The sequence below is a fragment of the Cupriavidus sp. CuC1 genome, from assembly GCF_044627735.1.
Taxonomy (GTDB): domain Bacteria; phylum Pseudomonadota; class Gammaproteobacteria; order Burkholderiales; family Burkholderiaceae; genus Cupriavidus; species Cupriavidus ulmosensis.
The window spans coordinates 51,322-73,952 of sequence record NZ_JBIUHC010000011.1; the positions used below are offsets into that span (position 1 = coordinate 51,322).

Genomic DNA, 22,631 nt, shown 5'->3' on the forward strand with positions numbered 1-22,631 from the left:
ACTCACATGCCCCATTTCTGGATGATGCCGGCCAGCGTGCCGTCGGCCTTGATCTTGGCGATGGCCTTGTTGATGCGGGCCAGCGTCTCGGTGTCGCCCTTGCGCACGACCAGGCAGACGTCGCCGACGTTGACCGGCTTGTAGCTGGCGGCCAGCTTCACGCCCGGGAAGGCATTCTGGCGGATCTGGTAGGCAATGATGGGCTGGTCGCCCAGGCCGGCCTTGATGCGGCCTAGCGTCAGGTCGCGCGTCATGTCCGCCACCGAGTCGTAGCTGCGCACTTCCTTGAAGATGCCTTTCTTGTTGAGCATGTCGAGAAAGACCGTGCCCACCTGCGCCCCAACGATCTCGCCCTTGAGCTCATCGAGCGAGGCATAGGCCCTGTTGTCGTCGCCCTTGACGATCAGGCCTTCGCCGTAGGCATAGACCGGATCGCTGAAGTCCACCACTTGCTGGCGCGCCGGCGTCTTGAGCATGGCGGCCGAGATGATGTCGATCTTGCTGGCGGTGAGCGACGGGATCAGCGCGGAGAAAACGGTCTGCTGCACATTGACGTTGAAGCCTCCCGCCTTGCCGACGGCCGTGACCGTATCGACCATCATGCCCTGGATGGTGTTGGTCTTGATGTCCAGGAAGGTAAACGGCACGCCGGTGGCCGTCGCGCCCACGTTGTAGGTTGGCGCCGGTCCCTGGGCCCAGGCGAACGAAACGGTGCTGGCGGCGCACAGGATTAGTGCGGCGCGGCGGGACATGGTGAATCGAGACATGCGGACACTCCTAGCGGAAGGGAACAAAAGGCGCCCGGGTGGGGGCGACCCACCGACTTATGCAATGAGCATGCCAATTTTCAATTACACGTACTCGAAAAATAATTGTCGTTAACCAGTAATTGCTTTATTGAAATCGATATGCGATTCTATGACTTGATTAAATGCTTCTTGAAGCACATAAAATGTCGCAACCTGAAACCAACGATTCCGCCAGCCTCCTGTTCAACCAGTCTTTGGAGAAGGGACTGGCCGTGTTGCGCGCGTTCAGCGCGCAGCGCCGCACCATGACGATCGCGGACGTTGCGGACGCGGCCGGCATCAACAAGAGCTCGGCCCAGCGCATGGTCTTCACGCTGGAGCAGCTCGGCTACCTGCGCAAGCATCCGCAGACGCGGCGCTACCAGCTGACACCCCGCGTGATGGAGATCGGCTTCAACTACCTGGCCGCCAACCCGCTGATCGAGGTGGCCAACCCTTTTCTCTCCGAGCTGACCAAGGTCACCACCGAGACGTCCTGCCTGACGGAGCCGGACCTGCTCGACATGGTCTATGTCGCGCGCTTTGTCAGCGCCCACTTCGTGCCGGTGCATATGCCGATCGGCAGCCGTATCCCGATGTACTGCACCGGCTCCGGCCGCGCCTACCTGAGCGCGCTGCCGGAGGACGAAGCGCGCGCCATGATCGAGCGCTCGGCGCGGACCGCACATACGGTCCACACCTGCACGGAAGTGGCGGACATCATGGAGAAGCTGCGTGAGACCCGGCAGCGCGGGTACGCGGTCAACAGCGAGGAGCTGTTCCTTGGCGACATGACCATTGCCGCGCCGGTGATCGGGGGCAATGGACGGCCGCTTGGCGCGATACACCTGGTTGCGCCCACCGGCCGCTGGACCCGCGAGGAAGCCGAGCGCAAGCTCGGGCCGCCGCTGTTGCAGTGCGCACGGGCGGTGAGCAGTTCAGCGCGCACGATGGGCTAGCCGCGGCGTTTTGCCCGCGCGCAAGATGCCGCTGGTGGGGTTGCCAGCGGGGTTGCCAACGAAAGTGCCTCAGGCCAGATCAGGCGTGCATCAGGCGTGCGCTTGCCCGACGCCCTGCTCGCTCTCTTGCTGCCGATGAAATTGCGTGTGGCGGTACAGGCCGTAGATGCTGGTCGCGGTAAAGCCCAGTTGCTGCACGAACAGGCCGTAGGTGCCGGTCACCAGGGCGAACACGCTCCAGACGATGTTGGAGCACAGGTAGGCGATCCAGCCCCAGCGCGAGGCCTTGTTGTGCAGGGCCACCAGCAAAGAGCCGCTCATCGCCAGCGCGCAGCCGGACCACTCCAGGCCATTGAGCAGATTGGGAATGTACTGTTGCGCCAGATCCATCGCGCTTGTCTCCTGATTGGATTCAGATTTATTTTGTGTTCATGTTTTGCATACAATGTAGAACGAAGCTTAGCGTGACAGCTCGTGCTGAGCAAGGGGTTTGGGGGATAGTTAGCGCAGTTTGGTTCGCAGCCGGCTTATTTGGCCAGGTAGATGACGATCACGATGACCCCGAGGCCGGCGAGAGTGAGCAGCAGGAAAGCTAGCATTCGACGGCAGGTGGTGTTGGCGTTCCTCCAGTATGGAGTGGCTGGCACGACACGGCCGTAGGGGAGACTCTGATTTGGGTGGGGTGATGTCCTACAGGGAGGGCGGGCGGGATGCAGGGCCCTGCGTCCCGCCCGTTTTCTACTGCCGCGACAAGATCTCCGCCAGGGCTTCCAGCGCCAGTGGCTTGGCCAGGTGCGAATCGAAGCCGGCTGCCGCGCCCCTGGCCTTGTCGGCGTCGGAAGCATAGCCGCTCAGTGCCACCAGGCGAGTGCAAGCGAACGCGGGCATCTTGCGCAGGTGTTGCGCCAGCTCGAAGCCGTCGATGCCTGGCAGGCCGATATCGATCAGCGCTACGTCGGGCGTGAACCCTTGTGCAATCTCCAGCGCGTCTTCGCCGCTGACGGCAAGCTTGACCTCGTGCCCGTCAAGCTCCAGTAACATGCCCAGCGCCCGCAGGCCTTCGGTGTTGTCGTCCACCAGCAGGATGCGCATCGCCGCGAGCTTGCCCGACTGCCCGGCGCTGGACGTCCCCGGATGCGCGCACACCACGGGCAGGCGCGCCTGCACCATCGTGCCCAGGCCCTTGCCATCGCTGTGCACCGTCACCGTGCCGTTATGCAGTTCCACCATGCGCTTGACGATGGCCAGCCCCACGCCAAGGCCGCCGCCCTGCGATTCGCCTGCGTACTGGCTGAACATGTCCAGCACATTGGGCAGGAACGCCGGATCGATGCCGATGCCATCGTCCTTGACGGTGATCACCAACGTGTCCATGCGATCGAGATCGACCTCCGCCGCCGACGCGTTGCAAGCGTCGCCTGCGTTGGGTTCGGCCGGCGCATCGCCATGGGGCGAGGGGTCTACGCGGACCGACAGGTCCATGGTGCCCCCGCGCGGCGTGTACTTGATCGCATTGGACAACAGGTTGGTGACCACCTGCGTCAGCCGTGCCGTATCCGCGTACACCATCACGGGCGTCTCGGGCAGGTCCGTGGTCAGCACGTTGCCGTGCCATTCGATATCCGATGCCACCGAGGACAAGGCATCGCCCACGATGTCCTGCATATTGCCGTGGGTGCGCACGATCGGCACCTTCCCTTGCTTGATGCGGGAGGCATCGAGCAGGTCGTCGGTGAGGCGCTTGAGCTGGCGCATCTGCCGCTCGGCGATATCGAGCATGCCGGAGGTGGCCTGCTGCACCTGCGCGAGCCGCTTGCTGACCTTGATCGCACTGTCGATGGCAGCGATCGGGTTGCGCAGCTCATGCCCCAGCATGGCGAGGAATTCGTCCTTGCGCGTATCCGACAATTGCAGCGCTTCCCGCGCGGCCCGGGCCTGCGCGGCTTCGGCGATGGCGGCATCCTTGCTGCGCGACATGTTGAGCACCGCGCCCGCAAAGCTGGCCAGGCTCTCCAGCAGGCGCGCATCTTCTTCGTCAAACACGCGCTCTTGCTCATGCGTCATGACCCAGATGGTGCCCCAGGGCTCGCCATCGCCGGGGATCGGGACGACGAGTTCCTCGACCACCTCGGGCGAGAGCGGCGGCAGGCAGCTGAAATGCCGCTGCGGGTAGGCCAGCAACTGCGGGCTGCCCAGTTCCAGTGCAATGCCCGACGGGCTATCGTCGCAAGGCACGGCGTGCCCGACCAGGTCATTGCACAGGCCGGCCGTCGCGGTCCAGTGCAACGTCTTCGCACCATCGCCGCTGGCCTCCGGCAGGCTGATGCCGGCGCTGCCCGCGCCGCAGAGCTTCAACGCCGAATTGGCCAGGGATTGCAATAGCGCCAGGTCCGACGACACCAGCGCCCTTGCCAGGCGCCGCAAGGCCACGCATTCCGCCCCGTAGTCGGGAGAACGGCCAGCGCGCTGGCCAAGCTCATCGGTCTTCAGGATGCCCGCGCGGCGCGCCCGCAGCAGCGAAGCGGAAGGGGTCGCTGGAGGGGAAGAGGGAGGGGAAGCAGGTGCCACAGCCATGGAGTGTCGCTTTTGCCGTCGGAACGCAGGACCGGTTGCCTGCAGGGAATGGTAGCGGATTTCCACGTCCGGCCGCGCGAGAAGGGCCAATCGCGCGGCCGCAAGCGCGCCAGGCGAGCGCGACGATCGCTATTGCACACCCAGGGCAATAGCGAACCAGTGAAAACCCGGATCCGCAGGGCCCGAGGTGTCGCTTTTCCGGACGGAACCGACCGCGCCGGCTGTCCAGTACGCGAATCTACTTAAGAACTATCCCTAGGCACCGTAAAGCCAGTCTGAACTTAAGATACGAAGAACAGCCCGAAGGGCAGGAGGGCAACATGCGCCCGCACTATGCAAACGAAAAAGACACTAAGGAAGTACAGGACCTGCTGCAGGCTTGCGGCTTGGCGGTGGACGGCGTAGCGGAGCACATCGGCAATTTCCTGGTCGTGCGCGACAACGCTGGCCTGCTCGGCTGCGCCGGCGTGGAGAACTATGGGCAAGTGGCCGTGCTGCGCTCGGTCGCCGTGGCCGAACGCGCGCGCTCGGCGGGCCTTGGCGAATTGCTGGTGGCTGCGATGCTGGCCGAGGCGCGCACGCGCGGCGTGCAGTCCGTGGTGCTGCAAACCACCACTGCCGTCGACTATTTTGCCCGCCTGGGCTTTGAGCCCGTGGAACGCGCCTGCATGCCGCAGGAACTGCTCGATACCGCGTTGTCCCGCGAAGCCTGCCCGGCATCCGCCACCTTGATGCAAGCCGCGCTGTAGCGCTGCAGGCGTCCCTGCCAAGGGCCCGCGCCCGCGATGCGGACCAGCCGCATCGTGAGCTGGCCAGCCCCCTTCCCATCCCTCGCGCTGTTGCGTGCCACGCACCCATGGCTAGCCGGAGCCGGCGTAGGATATTGTTGTAAAGTAAGCGCAAAGAGGCGAGCAGAGGCCTTGCGGGCCAAGGGCATAGCGGCAAGCCATGCCCGCCTGCTCGCCAGTCCTTCAACGATCCTTCAACGACAGCCACGAACCGCACGATATGGAATCCGACCACCAAGCACCCGACCCCGGCCTCGACGAGGCGTTGGGTAGTGTGTCGACCCGCATACGGTCGCGTTTGCAGGCGGCGCGCGAGCGCTTCCATGCCAACGACAATATCTCCGCGTACGTCGAGCCCGGCGAACTGGACGAGTTGCTCGATGAAGTGCAGTCGCGCATGGAAGAGGTGCTGCGCAGCCTGGTGATCGATATCGACAACGATCACAACACCCGCGAGACGGCGCGCCGCGTGGCCAAGATGTACCTGAAGGAGATCTTTGCGGGCCGCTACGTCAACCAGCCCAATGTGACCGAATTCCCGAACGCGGAGCGCATCAACGAGCTGATGATCGTGGGCCCGCTGCGCGTGCGCAGCGCCTGCTCGCATCATCTGTGCCCGATCATCGGCAAGCTGTGGGTGGGTGTGATGCCCAACCAGCATTCCAACCTGATCGGGCTGTCCAAGTATGCGCGCCTGGCCGAATGGATCATGTGCCGCCCGCAGATCCAGGAGGAAGCCGTGACCCAGGTGGCCGACCTGCTGCAGGAAAAGATGAGCCCGGACGGGCTGGCCATCGTCATGGAAGCCGAGCATTTCTGCATGCACTGGCGCGGCGTGCGCGACACCGATGCAAAGATGACCAACAGCGTGATGCGCGGCTCGTTCCTCAAGGATGACAGCCTGCGCCGCGAGTTCCTGACCTTGCTGAACCGGTCGCGCGACTAAGCCAGCGCCATTCACCGCAAAGCACGCAAACCCAGTGGAGACAACATGCTCGTACGCCTGCTCTACGCCAGCCGCGCATGCCAGCCGGCCGATCCCGCGCTGGTAGACGACATCGTCGCTACCAGCGTGGCGAATAACCCAAAGCACGGCATCACCGGCGTGCTGTGCTACGGCAACGGCATCTTCATGCAGGCGCTGGAAGGCGGCCGCACCGAAGTCTCGCGCCTGTACCAGCAAATCGGCCGGGACGCGCGCCACGAGGACGTGGTGCTGCTGTACTACGAGGAAATCCTCGAGCGCGAGTTTGCCGGCTGGGCGATGGGCCTGGTCAATACCGGCAAGGTCAATATGGCCACCATCCTGAAGTATTCCGCCCACGGCGAGCTTGATCCCTACCGCACCAGCGGCCACGCCTCGCAGGCGCTGCTCAAGGAGCTGATCGCGGGCGCGTCGATCGTGGGGCGCACCTCGGAGCGGCATCGCTTCTAAGGCAGTTCGTTTTGCGATCCGGCCAGTCCCCCGGATCGACAACCCAACAATCCGACAATCCATCACCCATCACCAATCACCCAGGAGAATTCGTGAGCGCACCCTTCAACCCCGGCCCCGCGGCGATGCTGCTGGCCGATGCCTGCCGGCGCGGCGTGCAATTCGCAGACCTGCCCGCCGACGCCAAGCCGGCGACGCTCTGCGGCGGCTATGACGTGCAGGATCGCTTCATCGCAGCCCTCGGCGATCCGGTGGTGGGCTGGAAGCTGGGTGTCGGCAGTGCCAACGCCATGCGGCGCGCAAAGCTGGCGCGCCCACTGGTGGGCCAGGTGGGCGCTTCGCGCTGCTTTGCCTCGGGCGATGCCGTGCCGGTCCCGTTGGGCGCGGTGGTGACGATCGAGTTCGAGATCGCGGTGCGGCTGGCGCGCGACGTCGCGCCCCTGAAGGCCGAACTGGCGCCGGCAGCGCTGGCCGAGCTGATCGAAAGCGCCCAGGTTGCCGTCGAGGTGGTGCTGTCGCGCTATGAAGACCGCGGTGCGGTGGGCATGCCGGCGTTTGCCGGCGATAACGTGGGCTTCCATGCGCTGGTGCTGGGCGCGAAGATCGACACCGACGCCATGGAAGACGTCCGCGCGAGCGCCAGCGTGGCGCTTGACGGCGTGGCGTGCTCGCAGCCCCTTGCCGGCGACGATGCGGTCTACCCGCTGGAAGCCCTGCAATCGCTGCTGGCGCATGCCGCCGAACGCGGCGTCACGTTGCGCAAGGGAACCGTGGTGACCACCGGCACGCTGACGCGCCCGTTCGACGTACCGGCCGGCGCCCATACGGTCCAGGCCACCTATGGCGGCGGCGAACTCGTGGTGAAGCTCGCGCCGCAAGCCGCAGCCTGAATTCGGGGCCCTTGCGGCCCCATCCCTCCCGTCTCTTTCTCGTCACCCAGGCTGCCGGCCGAGGCGCTTCGCGCGCACTCGCGGCCTTGGCATTTCCAGCGGATAGGCTAGAACTATCAGAAGGGCCTGGCTTTCAGGCCGCTGGTGAGAAGGAGCCGTTCATGGAACTCCATTTGCATATGCAGCCGCACCGTTTCGCCCGCCGCGCGCCGGACTGGCGCGCCGCCGCGATTGCGGGCGTGATCGCGGGTACCCTGTACGTTGTACTGGAGTTGTTGACGGCACGCTTTGTGCTGTACCAGGGAGCGTGGGGCACGGTGAAGATGGTGGCTGCCCTCATGCTCGGCCGGGAGGCGCTGGCGTCCGCCGATGCGTTCAGCTGGACCATCGTGCTGGCCGCGGGCATCGTGCACTTTGGCTTGTCGATCGTGCTGGCGACAATCCTGGCCATGCTCATCGCGTCGTTCCGCTTTGATTCCAGCATCGGCATGGCCACGCTGGTGGGCGCGGTGTTCGGGGTGCTGGTCTACCTGGTGAATTTCTACGTGATGGGCCGGTACTTCAACTGGTTCGACGAGGCGCGCGGGTGGGAAAGCCTGTTCGCCCACGTCATGTTCGGGGTGATCGCGGCGGATGCCTACGCCAACCTGGAACGGCGTGAGCCGGAGGCGGACGGCATGGCACGCAGCGGCTGAGCGCGCACCCCGTCCATCAGGGCACCTGGGCAGCGCGCCCGCTGGCTACAAGGCAACAGGGCTACAGGTAGCTCTCGCCGCCAAGATAGGCCTTGCGCCAGCGCGTGATGCGCACCTCGGCAAACAGGCCGGCCTGTGTGAACGGGTCGGCATCGATGAATTGCTGCACCGCGTCGCGGGTGTCCAGGTCGACGATATAGAAGCCGCCGCCGGCATCGCTGCCGTCATCGTTAAGCTTGGCCCCGCAGGCCAGCAGCAGGGCCTTCTGGGCGTCCAGGAACGCCAGGTGCCCGGCTCGGGCCGCTTGCCGCACTTGCTGGTGCTGCGGCTTGTCCCAGGTTTCGATCAGGAATGGCATGGCGTTGTCCTCGGGTGATGTAGGGTTGGAATAGGGCATGGGCAATCGCAGGGGTGGCATGGCGGCAGTGCCATGCCGATCACTCCCGGCGAAGAGTTTCGCCGATTCCGCGCCGGCAGCACAAGCCGGCAGGGAATCCGCGCCGGCCGCCGGTGCTCCCCCGCGGCCAGGAAAAACCTGGACTCCAGGCTTGACAAACCCGCCGGGCCTCATTCCTCCCCCGCTGTCGCCCCGCAGTGTTATCCACACTTTATGTGGATAACACTGTCAACAAGCTCCGCAAATGGCTCTAGCACGCGGACCCCATCGGACTGCCCACAAAACGGGCAACTGCAACCCGGACAGGCGGGCGAGCCCATCGTCCCCACTGCCTACAACGGATTGACGGCGTCGTCAACGGGAAGATAGCGCGCCGCGGGCGCCGATCCAGAGCAAGCCAAAACGACAACGGCGCCCCGCCGGACACCAGAAGCCAAGGTGTCCGGCGGGGCGCCGTGTCGAAGTGAGTGCCGGCTAAGCTGTGGCTGCCGGCAGCGCGCGCGGCAGCTCGCCGGCGTGGCTGGCCGCGGCCTGCATCACCACCAGTTGCGCCGGCATCGGCGCGGCAAAGCCGGCCTCGCCGAAGCACTCGCGAATCACGCGGTTGGTGTCGAAGTACACCTGCCAGTAGTGGTCGTTGTGGCAGTGCGGGCGCACCGCCAGCACCGGCCCGACGAGGGTGAATTCCAGGATTTCCACGTCGACGGCCGGAGCGGCCAACACATTGGGGATGGCCGCCACATGCTGCTTGAGCAAGGCGATGGCGGCGGCATGATCAGTGCTCCCCGCCAGTTTCGCCTTCAGCTCGACACGGCGTGACGGGTTGGCCGTGAAGTTCTGGATGGTCTCGGCAAAGATCTTGTTGTTGCCGACCACGGTCAGCACGTTGTCCGGCGTATCGAGCGTGGTGGCAAACAAGCCGATCTCGCGCACGGTGCCGGTGACCCCGGCCGCGGTGACGAAGTCGCCTACCTTGAAGGGACGCAGCACGATCAGGAAGGCGCCGGCCGCGAAGTTGGCCATCAGGCCGGACCATGCCATGCCGATGGCCACGCCGGCAGCGGCAATCAGCGCGGCGAAGCTGGTGGTCTGGATGCCGAAGTAGCCAAGGATGCCGATCACCAGCACCACGTTCAGCGTGACCGTGATGATCGAGCCCACGTAGCGCAGCAGCGTAGGGTCCACCTTCTGGCGCCCGAGCGACGCTTGCACCATCCGCACTACCATGTGGATCAGCCAGCGGCCAATCACCCAGAAGGCGATGGCCGCGAGCACTTTCACGCCAAAGTCGCTGGCATAGGCCACGGCCAGGTCCTGATATTTCTGCAGCGTGGTCAGCTCCATCGCTTCCTCCTTTTCCTTTTTCCCGACGTTGTGTGCATTGAGCGGCAGTATCGCCGTGCGCACAGCGCAGGTACAGGACGGGATTGCAAAGAATTCTGTCGGAGCCAACCCGCTGGCTGCCACGGGGACAGCCAGTGCGACGCGCAACGCCGGCAGCGCTCAGCCGGCGCGCTGCGACTGCGCATCGCGCAGCGCGGTGCGCAGGCCCTCTTCCACCACCGGGTGGTAGTACGGCATGGCCAGCATCTGGTCGATGGTGAGCGATTGCTGGTAAGCCCAGGCCAGCAAGTGCGCGATATTCTCGGCGCGCGGGCCGGTCCATTCCGCACCGAGAAAGCGCCCGCTTTCCTTGTCGGCATAGACGTGCATCAGCCCACGGTTCTTGAGCATCACGCGGCTGCGGCCCTGGTCCTCGAAGCTCACCTCGCCAGTGACAAAGCTGTCCGGCTCGAGGTCGGCATGGCGCTGGCCCACCATGGCGATCTGCGGGTCGGTGAAGACCACGCCAATCGGGGCGCGGCGCGACAACGGGCGCACCGCCGGATAGGCCGCGGCGTTCTCGCCGGCTGCCTTGCCCTCGTCGGCCGCTTCGTGCAGCAGCGGCAGGACGTCGTTGGCGTCTCCGGCGATGAAGATCGGCGCCGTGCCGCACTGGAGGGTGGCCGGATCGAACACCGGCATGCCGCGCCCATCCAGTTCCAGGCCGGTGTGCTCAAGCCCGAGGCCGCGCACATTGGGCTGGCGGCCGGTGGCGGCGAGCACGTAGTCGAAGCGCTCCGTGACGGTGTTGCCCGAGAGATCGGTAAAGCTGATCACCGCCTCGTCGCCCTCGCGGCGCATCTCGCCAAGCTGCGCGTCCGGGTCAAGGTAGAACTCCTCGCGGTAGCTGGCCACGGCATTGGCCTTGATGGCCGGATCGGTCAGCGGGCCCACGCCGCCGCGCAGCCCGAAGACGCGCACCTGCACGCCCAGGCGGGACAGTGCCTGGCCAAGTTCCAGCCCGATCACGCCGGGCCCGAACACGGCCACGCGGCGCGGCAGGTCGTCCCAGGCGAAGACGTCGTCATTGACCACCAGGCGATCGCCGAACACCTTGAACGGCGGCGGGATGATGGGGCTGGAGCCGGTGGCAATCACCACGCGGCTGGCACGCACCGTGGTGTGCTCGCCAACCTGCAGCACGGTGTTGTCGATAAAGCGAGCATAGCCGCTCACCTTGTCCTCGGCGGGAATGCCATCCACGCCGCGCACCACGAAGCCGACAAAGCGGTCGCGCTCGCGCTTGACGCGCGCCATGACCTCGCGCCCGTCGATGCGGATCTCGCCATCCACATGCACGCCGAAGGGGGCCGTGTGGCGCAGCTCATGCGCGGCCTCGGCCGCGGCAATCAGCAACTTGGAGGGCATGCAGCCCACGCGGGCGCAGGTGGTGCCATAGGGGCCGCCTTCAATGATGACGGCGCGCTTGCCGGCGGCGCGGGCGGCGCGGTACGCGGCCAGGCCTGCCGTGCCGGCGCCGATCACGGCTACGTCGGTCTGGATGGTTTGCACGGTCTGCGGGTTCTGCACGTTCTGCGTGATGGTCATCTCGGCGTTCCTGGTAAAGGCTGTGTCAATCAACGGACCCGATGGCACCAGGTGGCGCTGCCATCGGGTCCGCCGACTGGGACGCGGCTGCCGGACTTGCCGGCGCCGCGCCCTGCGGCGGTCAAGCGTGTTGCGTCGCTGGCCGAGGCTTAGCGAACGAGGTAGGTCTCAAGCGCGTCCGCGCCGCCAATCAGCTTGCCGTTGATGAAGATCTGCGGCGCGGTCATGTCGCCCGACAAGGCACCCAGCACCTTGCCGCGGATCTTGTGCTCCAGCGGCACGTCGATGTAATTGAACCCGTGGTCCGACAGCATCTGCTTGGCCTTGGCGCAGAACGAGCAGCCCACCTTGGAGAACACCACGACCTGGTCGGGCTTCTTGGCGTTGGGGGCGATGTAGTTGAGCATGGTGTCAGCGTCCGACACCTTGAACGGGTCGCCCGGCTCTTCCGGCTCGATGAACATCTTGTCGACCATGCCGTCCTTGACCAGCATCGAATAGCGCCAGCTGCGCTTGCCGAAGCCCAGGTCGGCCTTGTCGACCAGCATGCCCATGCCTTCGGTGAATTCGCCGTTGCCATCGGGAATCATCACGATGTTTTCCGACTCCTGGTCCTTCGCCCACTCGTTCATCACGAACGTGTCGTTGACCGAGACGCACAGGATCGCGTCCACGCCGTGCTTGGCGAACACCGGCGCCAGCTCGTTGTAGCGCGGCAGGTGGGTCGACGAACAAGTCGGGGTGAATGCGCCCGGCAGCGAGAACAGCGCGATGGTCTTGCCTTCGAACAAGTCGGCCGTGGTCACGGTCTTCCATTCGTTGTTCTCGCGAACGCGGAACGTGACATTGGGGATGCGTTGACCTTCACGGGATTGCAGCATGGATTAGCTCCTGGATGACTTGGGGTGAATGGCCGCGTGTTGCAGCGAAGACCCGATTCTGTTCGTCCGGAGGTGATTTGTACAATTCATCGTTACAAAGACGATGATTGATTTTTGCTATGACCAGTGGATAGCCTGACCCTATGGGGTTGTTGCAAGCCTTCGAAGAAGGCTTCGCATGCCTGATACATCGTTGCCATTGCGGCGGCACTACTTGATGTAACCTTTGAATCACTTAAATAGGCAGAAAAAGCGCTAGCCACGGAAAGTTCGCACGACTTTTCAGATAATTCTCAGATCTATCTGCCGGCGCACCCCTTACATTTGGGCCAAGGCATGCACTTCCAGGGTGGGCGCCCGGCGTCGCTTGAAGGCTGCAAACCCATGCGTGTGCAGATCCGGCACGCCGCAGCGCGCCTCCCTCCACGAGAATCCCTTATGCGCATCTGCAGTTTCCCGCGTCCGGTGGAAGGCTCGGCCACCCTGAGCCGGCGTGTGCCGGCGAACTGGTGGCGCCGCCAGCTGTTGGTGCTGCTGGCGCTTTGCCACGGCCCGCCGGCGCCGGCTGCCCTGCCAGCCGAGCCGCTGCGCACGCTGCAGCTGAGTTCCCAGGTGCGCCTGGATTCCGCCGGCACGCGCGACGCCATCGACAGTGCCGCGGCGCCCCAGGGCAACGATGCGGCGTTGCATGCATGGCGCCGCGCGCACAAGGTCTTGCGGGTGGGCGTGGTTGGCAACTACCTGCCGCCGTTCGACCTGGTCGACCTGAAGGGGGACTATCGCGGGATCTCCGCGGACTACCTTGCCGTGGTGGTAGCCAGGCTTGGGGTGCCGGCGCAGATCCAGCGCTATCCCTCGCACGAACTGGCACGCAGCCAGCTGGCCAACGGCGCCATCGACCTGACCACCACCTCGCTGGACAGCCCCGCCACCGGCACGCGCACCGCGCCGTACCATGACCATCGCCTGATCGAGGTGGTGTCCCGGCGAGACGGCGCGCGCAACGACACCAACCGCGCCATCGGCTACCTGGCGGGCGAAGTCTCGCCGGCCGCGCTGCAGCGGGCGTACCCTGGCGCGCAGCTGCTGCCGTTCGACAACCTGCTAAGCGCGCTCGACCAGCTCTCCCGGGATGCGGACTTCGTCATGGTCACCAGCGCCACCGCCGCCGGCTACCTCGTCGAGCAATACCGGTACGACGAACTGACGGCGCGCAACTTCGCGCCGCTGGCGCAAGAGGGCGTCACCTTTGCAGTGATCGATCCCGCGCTGGGCCGGATCATCGACCAGACGCTGGCGCAGATGCCCGCGGCGCTCAAGCGCGAGATCGACACCCTCTGGAGTGCCAGCTCGCTCGAATTCGACCTCACCGACAAGCTCAATCTCTCCACGGCCGAGCGCGCGTGGATCGCCAGCCACCCGGAGGTGCGCTACCTGGTGGCGCGCGACTTCGTCCCGTTCCAGTTCGTCGACGCCAAGCAGCGCCCGGACGGGCTCACCGAGCAGGTGCTGCAACTGATCGCGCAGCGCACCGGGCTGCGTTTCGTGCCTTACTGGCCGACCAGCGCCGCGGACGTGACCGCCGCGCTCGAGAACGGCTCGCTGGATGTGGTGCCGACCCTGCCGCTCAACCATCCCGCCACCAGCCACGCCCCGCTCTCGGTCAGCGCGCCCTATTTTTCCGGCAACTGGGTGGTTGTCACACGCGCCGGCAACGACAGCATCAAGAGCCTGCCCGACCTTGCCAACAAGGTGATCGCCGTGCCGCCATTCAACGGCGTCTACGATCTCGTGCGCGCCAACTACGCGGTGAACCAGCGCGAGGCCGGCTCGTACGAGGAGGCGTTCCGCATGGTCGCCACGGGACGCGCGGATGCCACCATCTCCAGTGCCTTCATGGCCGACTATATGCTCACGCGAACCTATGCCGGCCGGCTCAAGGTGGCGGCGGCCACGGGCGGCGTGCCGCTGGAAGTCGGCGTGGGTGTCAGCAACCAGCACCCGGAGTTGCTGGACATCATCAACAAGGCCATCCTCAGCATCTCGCGCGACGATCTCGGCGCCATGCGCGCACACTGGACGGAAATCCGCTCGCCGGGCTTCACCTGGCGCCAGTTCATGCCGTGGCTGATGGCGGGCGCGGCCGCCCTGCTGCTGGTGAGCCTGCTGTTTCTGGCGTGGGTGACCTCGCTGCGGCGCCAGGTAACCCAACGCACCGCGGCCGAGCATGCCTTGCAGGACCAGGTTGCATTCCAGACGGCGGTGCTCGACGGCATTCCCCAGCCTATCTACCTGCGCGACAACCAGTTCCGCATGATCACCTGCAACACCGCCTACGAAGCGGCGCTGGGCACGACGCGGCGGGCGCTGGCCGGGACCGGGCCGGCCTTCGTGCGCTCCGCCGTCAACCCCGATATCAGCCACGAAGAACTGATGGCGGTGTATCAGCGCGTGTTGCGCACCGGCCTGCCGTTCAGCGCCGATCGCCAACTGACCATCGGCGGCGAGTTGCGCAGCGTGATCAGCTGGGTGGTGCCGCTGCGCCGCGCCAATGGCGGCACGGCCGGGATCGTCGGGGGCTGGATCGATGTAACGGAACGCCAGCAGATGCTGGCCGAACTGGCTGCGGCCAAGAATCGCGCCGAGGCGGCCAACCGCGCCAAGTCGACATTCCTGGCCTCGATCAGCCATGAGATACGCACGCCGATGAACGCCATCCTCGGGATGCTGGAACTGGTGCTGACGCGCCTGCACGCCCACAACGAGGATCGCGAGCAACTCGACGCGGCGCATGGCGCGGCAACATCGCTGCTGTCGCTGCTGGACGACATCCTGGACCTCTCCAAGATGGAGGCCGGCAAGTTCACGCTGCAACCCCGTGCCGCCAGCCTGCGCCAGGGCCTGCATGAAGTCGTGCAGATGTTCGGTCCCGTCGCCTCGCACAAAGGCCTGGCCTTGAACGTCAGCGTGAGCGATGCCGTGGCGCCGGTGCATCGCGTGGATATCCTGCGCATGAAGCAGGTCATCAGCAACTTTCTATCCAATGCCATCCGCTTTACCGAGCGCGGAGGCGTGGATATCCGGCTCGACGGCGCTGCCTCGCGGGGATCCTCGCAAGCGCTGTGCCTCAGCATCAAGGACACCGGCATCGGCATTCCCGCGGAGGCGATCGGCAAGCTGTTCCGGCCCTTTTCCCAGGTGGAGTCAACCGAGCGCACGAATACCGGCGGCACCGGCCTCGGCCTGTCCATCGCACAAAACCTGGTACGCAAGATGGGAGGCGAGATCACCCTGGAGAGCGAGCCTGGACACGGCACGCAGGTGCTGGTGCGCCTCAGCCTGGAGGTCTCGGCCTCGCTGCCCCAGGCAGACGCGCCGGCGAGCGGCAATGCGGGCATCGCGCTGTTTGCGCCCGGCGCCCGGGTGCTCATCGTGGACGACCACGCGCCCAACCGGCTTTTGATGGAGCGCCAGCTTGAGCGGCTTGGCGTTGCCGTGGATACGGCGGAGAACGGCGTCCTCGCCTTGCAGGCACTGCTGCGACGTCCGCCGGACCTGATCATCTGCGACTGCATGATGCCGGTGATGGATGGCTTCAGCCTGACGCAGGCGATTCGCGCGCGCAAGGATGCCCTGCGCAGCATCCCGATCATCGGCTGCACCGCGAGCGCGCAGAGCGAGGATCACCTGCATGCGCTGGCTGCGGGAATGAGTGAAGTGATGGTCAAGCCGGTGGGACTGGCCACGCTGGAACGCGCGCTGCGCGGGCATCTGCGCCGCGCACGTGGCACGGCGAAAGGCGATGGCAAGCCGGGCTAGCGTCCCGTTTCCGTCGTGGGCGCGGTGGCACCGTCGAAACAGTTCTGAGACATCCACCACCGCGCCCACCCCACCACGAGACCATCACGGCGTGATAGATCGTGGTGCTTTGCCGCCGGTACCGGCAGATGGATGAGCGAGCAGGGATGCCGCTACCGGTGGCCTCACCACGAAACCAACGTCGCAAGCAGTATCGTGGTCGCCTACACTGGTAACGGCACGGGAGATGCCAACATGCCAATGGGACGACCGAAGCCGGATCTGGTGTTGAGCGAAGGCGAGCGGTCTCAACTTGCGTCGATGGCGCGTTTGCGGAGTATCCAGCGTCGCTGGTTGCGCGGGCACGCATCGTTTTGGGAACAGGACACTGTCTAGCCCGCTGACGCGGGGGTGTCTCTTTAGGGCGGGGTTTTGATGCTTCTAGCTGCTGATGCAGAATAGCGTGAGTGGGCGATGTTTTAGCGCTTCTAGCTGCTGTCGCGGCTGTACGGTGTTGGCCGTTTTAGAACGTGTGAGATGTCACTTTTCTTTACTCGTAAAGAAAAGTAACCAAAAGAAAGCGATCCTTGCAGGAGGCTGGCGTGTCGGGGTTGCGTAGCCCGGTGGTTTCGTCGTCAGGCCCCGGGTTTTAATGGACTCGTGCCGTTACCGGTTTGAATGGCCACGATTCTGTGAATGGCACTGGTTTCGTGGTGAGGCTACTCGGTAGCGGAGTCCTTGCCTATTCACCCATCTGCCGGTACCGGATCGGAGTATCACGATATATCACGCCGTAATGGTTTCGTGGTGGGGTGGGCGCGGTGGTGAATCCCTCAAAACTATTCCTCGGTGCCACCGCGCCCACGACGGAAACGGGACGCTTGCAACTTCGTGGCCGCCCGCGCCGCGAGCGATAGACCGCTTGAAATTCGTGGTGGTGGCTACCGGTGGGGGCCACCACGAAACCCTGGGCACTGGCAGGGTCGTGGTGATCTAAACTGGTAACGGCACGAGTCCATTAGCACCCAGGGCCGTACGACGAAACCATTGGGGTCCCCAATGACGCCACGCCAGCCTCCTGCAAGGATCGCTTTCTTTTGGTTACTTTTCTTTACGAGTAAAGAAAAGTAACATCTCACACGTTCTAAAACCGCCAACACCGTACAGCCGCGACAGCAGCTAGAAGCGCTAAAACACCGCCCACTCACGCCATTCTGCATCAGCAGCTAGAAGCATCAAAACCCCGCCCAGCAAGCGCCAAAACCCGCCTCAGCGGGCCACAAGCAATACACATCGCACACTTCCCCCAACCTACAATTCCTGCTCCAAGCTCAGCGAACGAATCAGCGGAACGGGACACCAGCGCCCGTAGCATGGCAATGGCGGGAGCGGGGATGCGCTCAGGCCGCGCGGGGCGGCGGGCGCAGCGCGGCAAGCGTCGCGTCGAGCTCCGCAACCGATGCGGCAAGAATCGGCAGCAAGGCTTGCGCGGTGGCGAGATCGCCGAACTGGGCAACGGATTCGAGCCGGCCGCACAGCGTGACCAGGGCCGCGCACTCCAGGATCCGGGCCGAGCCCCTGATGCGGTGCGCGCCGCTGCCAAAGCGCTGCCAGGTGCCATCCATCAGTGCCGTGCGCATCGTCTCGAGATCGGCGCGGTTGGTTTCGACCAGGCTGTCCACCAGGTCCCTGACGATATCCGCATCACCGCCCGCAAGCGTGTCGAGCAGCGTGCCGATGGCCACGCGTTCGCCGGGCGACACCGCGACAAATCCGTGCTCGGCCAGTGCGCGCGCCAGCGAACTGGCGTTGACTGGCGCGCTCAGCGTGGCATCGAAGGCGGCGCCATGGGCCGCGTCAACCACGCTCGCGTCGGCGCCGGCCTGCACCACCGCAAACAGCAGGCTGTCCGCAGACAGGCCGAAGTCGCCGCGCGAGGGCTCACCGACATGGTCGTGGGCAAGCCAGACCAATACCAGCCTGGGCTGCTCGCCTGTGATGGGAGCCGCATCCGGCCTGGCCAGGTCCTCCTGCTCGACGGAAAAGCCCAGGCCCGCGAGCACGGTCGCGAGCCCGCTGATTTGCAACGCTTGCACGCCACTCTCGGTAGTACTGAGTAACAGCGCCCGGATCATGAATTCATCTTTGTGAACATTTGCATATTGTTGAAGCCTGCCGATGTGCGGCCACTGGCTGGCGTCATTGGGCCGGGGTCAGGCGGCAGCGCCGCGCAAAGTCGACCAGGTCCACCAGCGAGGTGACCTGCAGCTTGCCCATGATGCGGGTCTTATGGCTGCTCACCGTCTTGTTGCTGATAAATAACAGCTCCCCGATCGCTTTGTTGGACAATCCCCTGACCAGCATCTGCAGGATGACGATCTCCTTGTCCGAGAGCAACTCAAGCCGCTCTTCGTCCGCCCGCAGGGTGATCTGCGGCAGGTCGCGCTCGAAGCGCATCTCGGGAAATAACCATGTAGCCGGCCATCACCGCCTCGACGCAGCGCACGATCTCCTTCATGTCCTGCATCTTGCTGACGAAGCCCTGGGCACCCGCCTGCCGCACCCGCGGCGCGAAGGTTGCCTGGTCCTGGCCGGAAATCACCAGGATCCGGATCGGCGGATAGATCAGCTTCAGGCGCGGGATCACGTCCAGGCCGCTGATACGGGGAATATCCAGGTCCAGGATGGCAAGATCGGGCTCGAACTGCCCCCCGCGTCAGAATGGTTGTCGCCCCGATAGAATCAGAACCCCGGGGGCGAGGATGAAGGACGAGAGTGGCCAGGTACGGAAAGGAATTCAAGGACAGGGCTGTGGCGCGCATGCTGCCGCCCGAGAGCGCATCGCCGGAAGACGTTGGGCGCGAGATTGGCGTTGGTGTGGATACGCTTGAGCGTTGGCGCAGTGAGTCGCTGTCCAGGCCCGCTCGCGAGCGGGCCTGGACAGCGGCCGCCCGGTTCGACGCGGTGCTGACCACCGCCGCCATGGACGAGGCAGCCAAGAGCGCCTGGTGTCGTGCCAACGGGGTGTACCTGCAGGATCTGGTCAACTGGCGGCAAAGCGCGACGCAGGCGCTGGCCGAGCCGGATGAGGCGCGCGCCAGCCCAAGCCAGACCAAGCAGGACCGGCGCCGCATCAAGGAACTCGAGCGCGATCTGCGCCGCAAGAATGCGGCGCTGGCCGAGACGGCGGCCTTGCTGGTGCTGTCAAAAAAACTCGAGGCGATCTTCCACAAGGGCGAGGACGAATGATCGGCCTCGAAGATCGCCAATTCGTGGCCCAGAACATCCGCGTGGCGCACACCGATGGCGCGCGGTTGCGTCTGGCGTGCGAGACCGCCGGCATCGACCTGCGCACGCTGCAGCGATGGAAGGCTGGCGAAGGTCTCACATCGGGCGATCGCAGGCCGGACGCAGTGCGTCCGACATCTGCCCATGCCTTGAGCCCGGCCGAGCGCGCAACGCTGTTGAGCGTAGCCAACGAGGCGCGCTTCGCCGATATGCCGCCAGCGCGCATCGTGCCCATGCTGGCCGACGAAGGTGTGTACATTGCCAGCGAGTCGAGCTTTGCTCGCGTGCTGCGTGAACACGGCCAGACCGAGCACCGCGGTCGAGCCAAGGCCCCCAAGGTCATCCGGCCGCCGACCACGCACATCGCCACGGCGCCGCGCCAGGTCTGGTGCTGGGATATGACCTACCTGCCGGCCACTGTGATCGGGCAATGGTTCCACCTGTATCTGATTCTGGACCTCTACAGCCGCAAGATCGTGGGCTGGGAGGTGCACGACAGCGACGACTCGCTGCACGCCGCGCACCTGGTGCGCCGCACGGCGCTGGCCGAGGGCATCGCCACCATGCCCGTCAAGCCGGTGCTGCACGGCGACAACGGCGCCACGCTCAAGGCCACGACCGTGCTGGCGATGCTGTACTGGCTGGGTGTGAAGCCCTCGTACTCCAGGCCGCGCGTGAGCGACGACAACGCCTATGCGGAGTCGCTGTTCCGAACCGCCAAGTACCGGCCAGAGTTCCCTGTCAATGGCTTCGTCGATCTGGACGCAGCCCGGGCCTGGGCGACCCACTTCGTGCGTTGGTACAACGTTGACCACCGCCATAGCGGCATCCGCTATGTCAGCCCATCGCAGCGGCACGTCGGCGATGACCGGAAGATCCTCGCGGCTCGGCATGAAGTCTACCTTCAGGCCCGCGAACGCACCCCGGCTCGCTGGTCAGGCAGCACGCGTAACTGGACGCCCGTCGGCGCCGTGACGCTTAACCCTGAACGGGACTCGGTGGTGGCCATGGCGTCACAGACAAAAGAAATACAGCCGTTGGCTGCATGACTGAGGCGACAACCACCTTGACGCGCGCCGACTGCTTGGCGGCTTCGATTGCGGCCTGGCCATTGTCAGCTTCCAGAATATTGCTGACCCCGAGCACTTGCGACAACTGGGTCTTGACCACCAGGCGCAGTGCGGGGTGATCGTCGACGATCAGGATAGTTGCCACTCGCGTTCCCCCCAAGATTGCCAAAAAACAGACTCACCTGCGCCGGGCGACAACCGGCAACTAACAAGGTGAAGCGCGGATTATGTGGCGAAATTACCCAAGAGCTGGCGAGAAATTTCCGAATAAGCCATCGGAAATTTCCCAAAGGAGGGAGAACTCAGCCCTGAATCGTGCGCTGGCACTTCAGTTCGGCGTCTAGGAATATCCGGCGCAGTGAGAAAAAGATCACTGTCGAACACTGTAACCCACAACGGATCGCGACGATCTCCAGCACGGAGATGCCGAGCCGCAGCCGGCGCAAGGCCTCGGGATCCGCGCCGCAGATTTCATTGAATGCCTCCACACTCAATCCGTACTCAAAGTCTCTTCTGCTTGCCTTGGTCACGTTCTCTCTTATTTATTTGGTTCTTCAGACTTCTGTGTGGGTCGCCGGGCGAAGTCCGGCGCAGGCGTAGCAAGAGCGATCGCGTGCAATCTCGCGCAGGTGTAGCTCCCCTCTCCCGCGCAGCGGGAGAGGGGTTGGGGGAGAGGGCGGGCATCCGCAAGAGCGAGGCGCTTCACCTTGAGCTAGCGCCCACCCTCTCCCCCGGCCCCTCTCCCATTTCATGGGAGAGGGGAGCAAACCAGCGCATTGCATCGTGTCGCTCTCGCTCGGATGGAGGACCCACACGAAATTTTGCAGGGTTTTCGTAGTCTGCCGGAGGGATTCTTTCCTCAAGCAACGAAGGCTCTGAATCAAACTGCCTGCACGGGCGCGCCGAAATGAGGAAATTTCTCAAACCGGCGTGGCGTTCCCAGCGATACAGTCAGCAGTCACAAATTCAGGACTTTCCTCGGCGCGCCGCGCCGCCATCTCAAGAGCGCAAGGAACTCTGCCATGAGCGATGTCACCCCTGTTTGCCCGCGCCAGTCACCAGGGCCAATGGAGCGGCCCCCGCGATGCATGCACTTTCGCCATTCGTCGTGGATCGGTGCCCATGCCGGCTAACCGCTCGCTCGCCAAATCCCACATCGTCATCGCCGACGACCATCCCGTCATGCTGGTGGGCTTGAGGGGCCTGCTGGCGCAGTTCGAGGGCATAGAGATCGCTGGCATCGCGAGGAACTCGACCGAGATCCTCGCGGCGCTGAGCCGGCAGCCGTGCGACGTCCTGCTGACGGACTATGTGATGCCGGGCGGAGCCCATGGTGACGGCCTGCACATGATCGAGCTCGTGCGGCGCCGCTATCCCGCCCTGTCGATCCTGGTGGTCACCATGCTGGACAACCCCGCGCAGATCGGCAAGCTGGTCCGGTTCGAACGCTTGTCCGTGGTCAGCAAGCTAGACGATGCCTCGCAAATCGCGGTCGCCCTGGCGCAGGTGCTCGACGGCGTGCGCTACCTGTCGCCGACAATCCAGCGGCTGCTGGACAGTGTCGGCCCGCCCGTGGACGTGCGCGCCCGGTTCGGGCCGCTCAGCCCGCGCGAGGTCGACGTGATCCGGCTTTACCTGTCGGGCATGTCCGTCAGCCAGATCGCCGTCAACCTCGGGCGCAGCATCAAGACCATCAGCACGCAAAAGATGTCCGCCATGCGCAAGCTCGGGCTGCGCGGCGACCTGGATCTCTTCAGCTACGCCGCCTCCGTCGGCCTGCTCGGCCAGCCCCGCACGCTGGCCGCGGGCAAGCTGGCGGCATCGCCAAGGGACAGCGGCCCGCAATAGGGGAAGAACAGGCCACGGCCGATGCAAGTCCGGTGCCGATCGGGCTCGGCACCCTGAACAATCGCAGCCCGACGGCCGGGTCGGCCTGCGCGACGGACGTATGGATATTATCGCCGGGCACCGTGATGGGGCCGAGCAGGGATCGGGGACACCAGCAGGGCTTTCAACGGATTCACTGGACTTTCCCACGGGTGCCAGCGACCATGGACGGGCACGAGTCTGCGCTTGACGGCTGCCGTGGCGATCCGTTGAGCCCTGTCACGAACTATCCATCCAGCTAGCGCCTGTC

The 22,631-nt window shown here is 64.9% G+C and carries 18 protein-coding genes and 3 pseudogenes; 10 read left to right on the plus strand and 11 right to left on the minus strand.

The window, feature by feature from the left end:
* Positions 1-2 precede the first annotated feature (2 nt).
* The gene (locus ACGLHR_RS07100; RefSeq protein ID WP_400092899.1) at positions 3-767 is read right to left on the minus strand and encodes an ABC transporter substrate-binding protein; all 765 of its coding nucleotides are present in this window, start codon (positions 765-767) and stop codon (positions 3-5) included.
* Positions 768-952: 185 nt separating this feature from the next.
* Between ACGLHR_RS07100 and ACGLHR_RS07105 the strand changes: the two genes are divergently transcribed.
* A complete protein-coding gene (locus ACGLHR_RS07105) occupies positions 953-1,747 on the plus strand; it encodes an IclR family transcriptional regulator (protein WP_318234472.1) in 795 nt (264 codons plus the stop codon).
* Between the two features lie 90 nt (positions 1,748-1,837).
* Here ACGLHR_RS07105 and ACGLHR_RS07110 read toward each other — a convergent pair whose 3' ends face one another.
* Both ACGLHR_RS07110 and ACGLHR_RS07115 read right to left on the minus strand, forming a co-directional pair.
* On the minus strand, positions 1,838-2,137 hold the full coding sequence (locus ACGLHR_RS07110) for a nicotinamide mononucleotide transporter (protein ID WP_318234471.1): 300 nt from the start codon (positions 2,135-2,137) through the stop codon (positions 1,838-1,840).
* Between the two features lie 348 nt (positions 2,138-2,485).
* Positions 2,486-4,321, minus strand: coding sequence for an ATP-binding protein (locus ACGLHR_RS07115; protein ID WP_400092902.1), 1,836 nt, complete (start codon positions 4,319-4,321; stop codon positions 2,486-2,488).
* Positions 4,322-4,641: 320 nt separating this feature from the next.
* Here ACGLHR_RS07115 and arsN2 point away from each other — a divergent pair, with 320 nt between their 5' ends.
* From arsN2 to ACGLHR_RS07140, 5 genes are all read left to right on the plus strand, one after another.
* On the plus strand, positions 4,642-5,070 hold the full coding sequence (gene arsN2 / locus ACGLHR_RS07120; protein ID WP_318234469.1) for an arsenic resistance N-acetyltransferase ArsN2: 429 nt from the start codon (positions 4,642-4,644) through the stop codon (positions 5,068-5,070).
* Positions 5,071-5,329: 259 nt separating this feature from the next.
* Positions 5,330-6,055 carry a GTP cyclohydrolase I gene (gene folE, locus ACGLHR_RS07125; protein ID WP_318234468.1) on the plus strand — a complete coding sequence of 242 codons (726 nt, stop codon included), beginning with the start codon at positions 5,330-5,332 and terminating at the stop codon, positions 6,053-6,055.
* Positions 6,056-6,100: 45 nt separating this feature from the next.
* Positions 6,101-6,544 (plus strand): BLUF domain-containing protein, encoded by a 444-nt coding sequence (locus ACGLHR_RS07130; RefSeq protein ID WP_318234467.1) that lies wholly within the window; start codon positions 6,101-6,103, stop codon positions 6,542-6,544.
* 92 nt (positions 6,545-6,636) lie between these two features.
* Positions 6,637-7,434, plus strand: coding sequence for a fumarylacetoacetate hydrolase family protein (locus tag ACGLHR_RS07135; RefSeq protein WP_400092904.1), 798 nt, complete (start codon positions 6,637-6,639; stop codon positions 7,432-7,434).
* 161 nt (positions 7,435-7,595) lie between these two features.
* The gene (locus ACGLHR_RS07140) at positions 7,596-8,129 is read left to right on the plus strand and encodes a hypothetical protein (RefSeq protein WP_318234465.1); all 534 of its coding nucleotides are present in this window, start codon (positions 7,596-7,598) and stop codon (positions 8,127-8,129) included.
* A gap of 61 nt (positions 8,130-8,190) precedes the next feature.
* Here the strand turns inward: ACGLHR_RS07140 and ACGLHR_RS07145 are convergent, their stop codons facing one another.
* The 4 genes from ACGLHR_RS07145 to ACGLHR_RS07160 all read right to left on the minus strand — a co-directional run bounded on the left by ACGLHR_RS07145 (position 8,191) and on the right by ACGLHR_RS07160 (position 12,338).
* The gene (locus ACGLHR_RS07145) at positions 8,191-8,487 is read right to left on the minus strand and encodes a YciI family protein (protein WP_400092905.1); all 297 of its coding nucleotides are present in this window, start codon (positions 8,485-8,487) and stop codon (positions 8,191-8,193) included.
* A 513-nt stretch (positions 8,488-9,000) separates the two neighbouring features.
* Positions 9,001-9,870 (minus strand): mechanosensitive ion channel family protein, encoded by an 870-nt coding sequence (locus tag ACGLHR_RS07150; protein WP_400092907.1) that lies wholly within the window; start codon positions 9,868-9,870, stop codon positions 9,001-9,003.
* Positions 9,871-10,029: 159 nt separating this feature from the next.
* Entirely contained in the window at positions 10,030-11,421 is a 1,392-nt protein-coding gene (locus ACGLHR_RS07155; RefSeq protein ID WP_400092966.1) for a dihydrolipoyl dehydrogenase, read from the minus strand.
* Between the two features lie 185 nt (positions 11,422-11,606).
* On the minus strand, positions 11,607-12,338 hold the full coding sequence (locus ACGLHR_RS07160) for a glutathione peroxidase (RefSeq protein ID WP_400092908.1): 732 nt from the start codon (positions 12,336-12,338) through the stop codon (positions 11,607-11,609).
* A 438-nt stretch (positions 12,339-12,776) separates the two neighbouring features.
* Between ACGLHR_RS07160 and ACGLHR_RS07165 the strand changes: the two genes are divergently transcribed.
* On the plus strand, positions 12,777-16,157 hold the full coding sequence (locus ACGLHR_RS07165; protein ID WP_400092909.1) for an ATP-binding protein: 3,381 nt from the start codon (positions 12,777-12,779) through the stop codon (positions 16,155-16,157).
* A gap of 234 nt (positions 16,158-16,391) precedes the next feature.
* A pseudogene (locus tag ACGLHR_RS07170) lies at positions 16,392-16,513 on the plus strand (IS630 family transposase); the annotation flags it as partial.
* Between the two features lie 1,023 nt (positions 16,514-17,536).
* Here the strand turns inward: ACGLHR_RS07170 and ACGLHR_RS07175 are convergent.
* Positions 17,537-18,232: an Hpt domain-containing protein gene (locus ACGLHR_RS07175; protein ID WP_400092910.1), complete on the minus strand. Its 696-nt coding sequence runs from the start codon at positions 18,230-18,232 to the stop codon at positions 17,537-17,539.
* Positions 18,233-18,335: 103 nt separating this feature from the next.
* A pseudogene (locus ACGLHR_RS07180) lies at positions 18,336-18,843 on the minus strand (LuxR C-terminal-related transcriptional regulator); the annotation flags it as partial.
* A 68-nt stretch (positions 18,844-18,911) separates the two neighbouring features.
* On the opposite strand from ACGLHR_RS07180, the gene ACGLHR_RS07185 reads away from it, so the two are divergent.
* Positions 18,912-20,473, plus strand: a protein-coding gene (locus tag ACGLHR_RS07185; protein ID WP_400092911.1) for an IS3 family transposase whose coding sequence is annotated in 2 segments (ribosomal slippage) — positions 18,912-19,350 and positions 19,350-20,473 — 1,563 coding nt in all. Because the reading frame shifts where the segments join, the coding sequence is not laid out codon by codon here.
* Between the two features lie 31 nt (positions 20,474-20,504).
* Here the strand turns inward: ACGLHR_RS07185 and ACGLHR_RS07190 are convergent.
* Positions 20,505-20,639: pseudogene (locus tag ACGLHR_RS07190) on the minus strand (response regulator transcription factor); the annotation flags it as partial.
* A gap of 157 nt (positions 20,640-20,796) precedes the next feature.
* Positions 20,797-21,024: a hypothetical protein gene (locus ACGLHR_RS07195; protein WP_400092913.1), complete on the minus strand. Its 228-nt coding sequence runs from the start codon at positions 21,022-21,024 to the stop codon at positions 20,797-20,799.
* A gap of 592 nt (positions 21,025-21,616) precedes the next feature.
* Here ACGLHR_RS07195 and ACGLHR_RS07200 point away from each other — a divergent pair.
* A complete protein-coding gene (locus tag ACGLHR_RS07200) occupies positions 21,617-22,342 on the plus strand; it encodes a response regulator (protein WP_400092915.1) in 726 nt (241 codons plus the stop codon).
* The last annotated feature ends 289 nt before the right edge of the window (positions 22,343-22,631 follow it).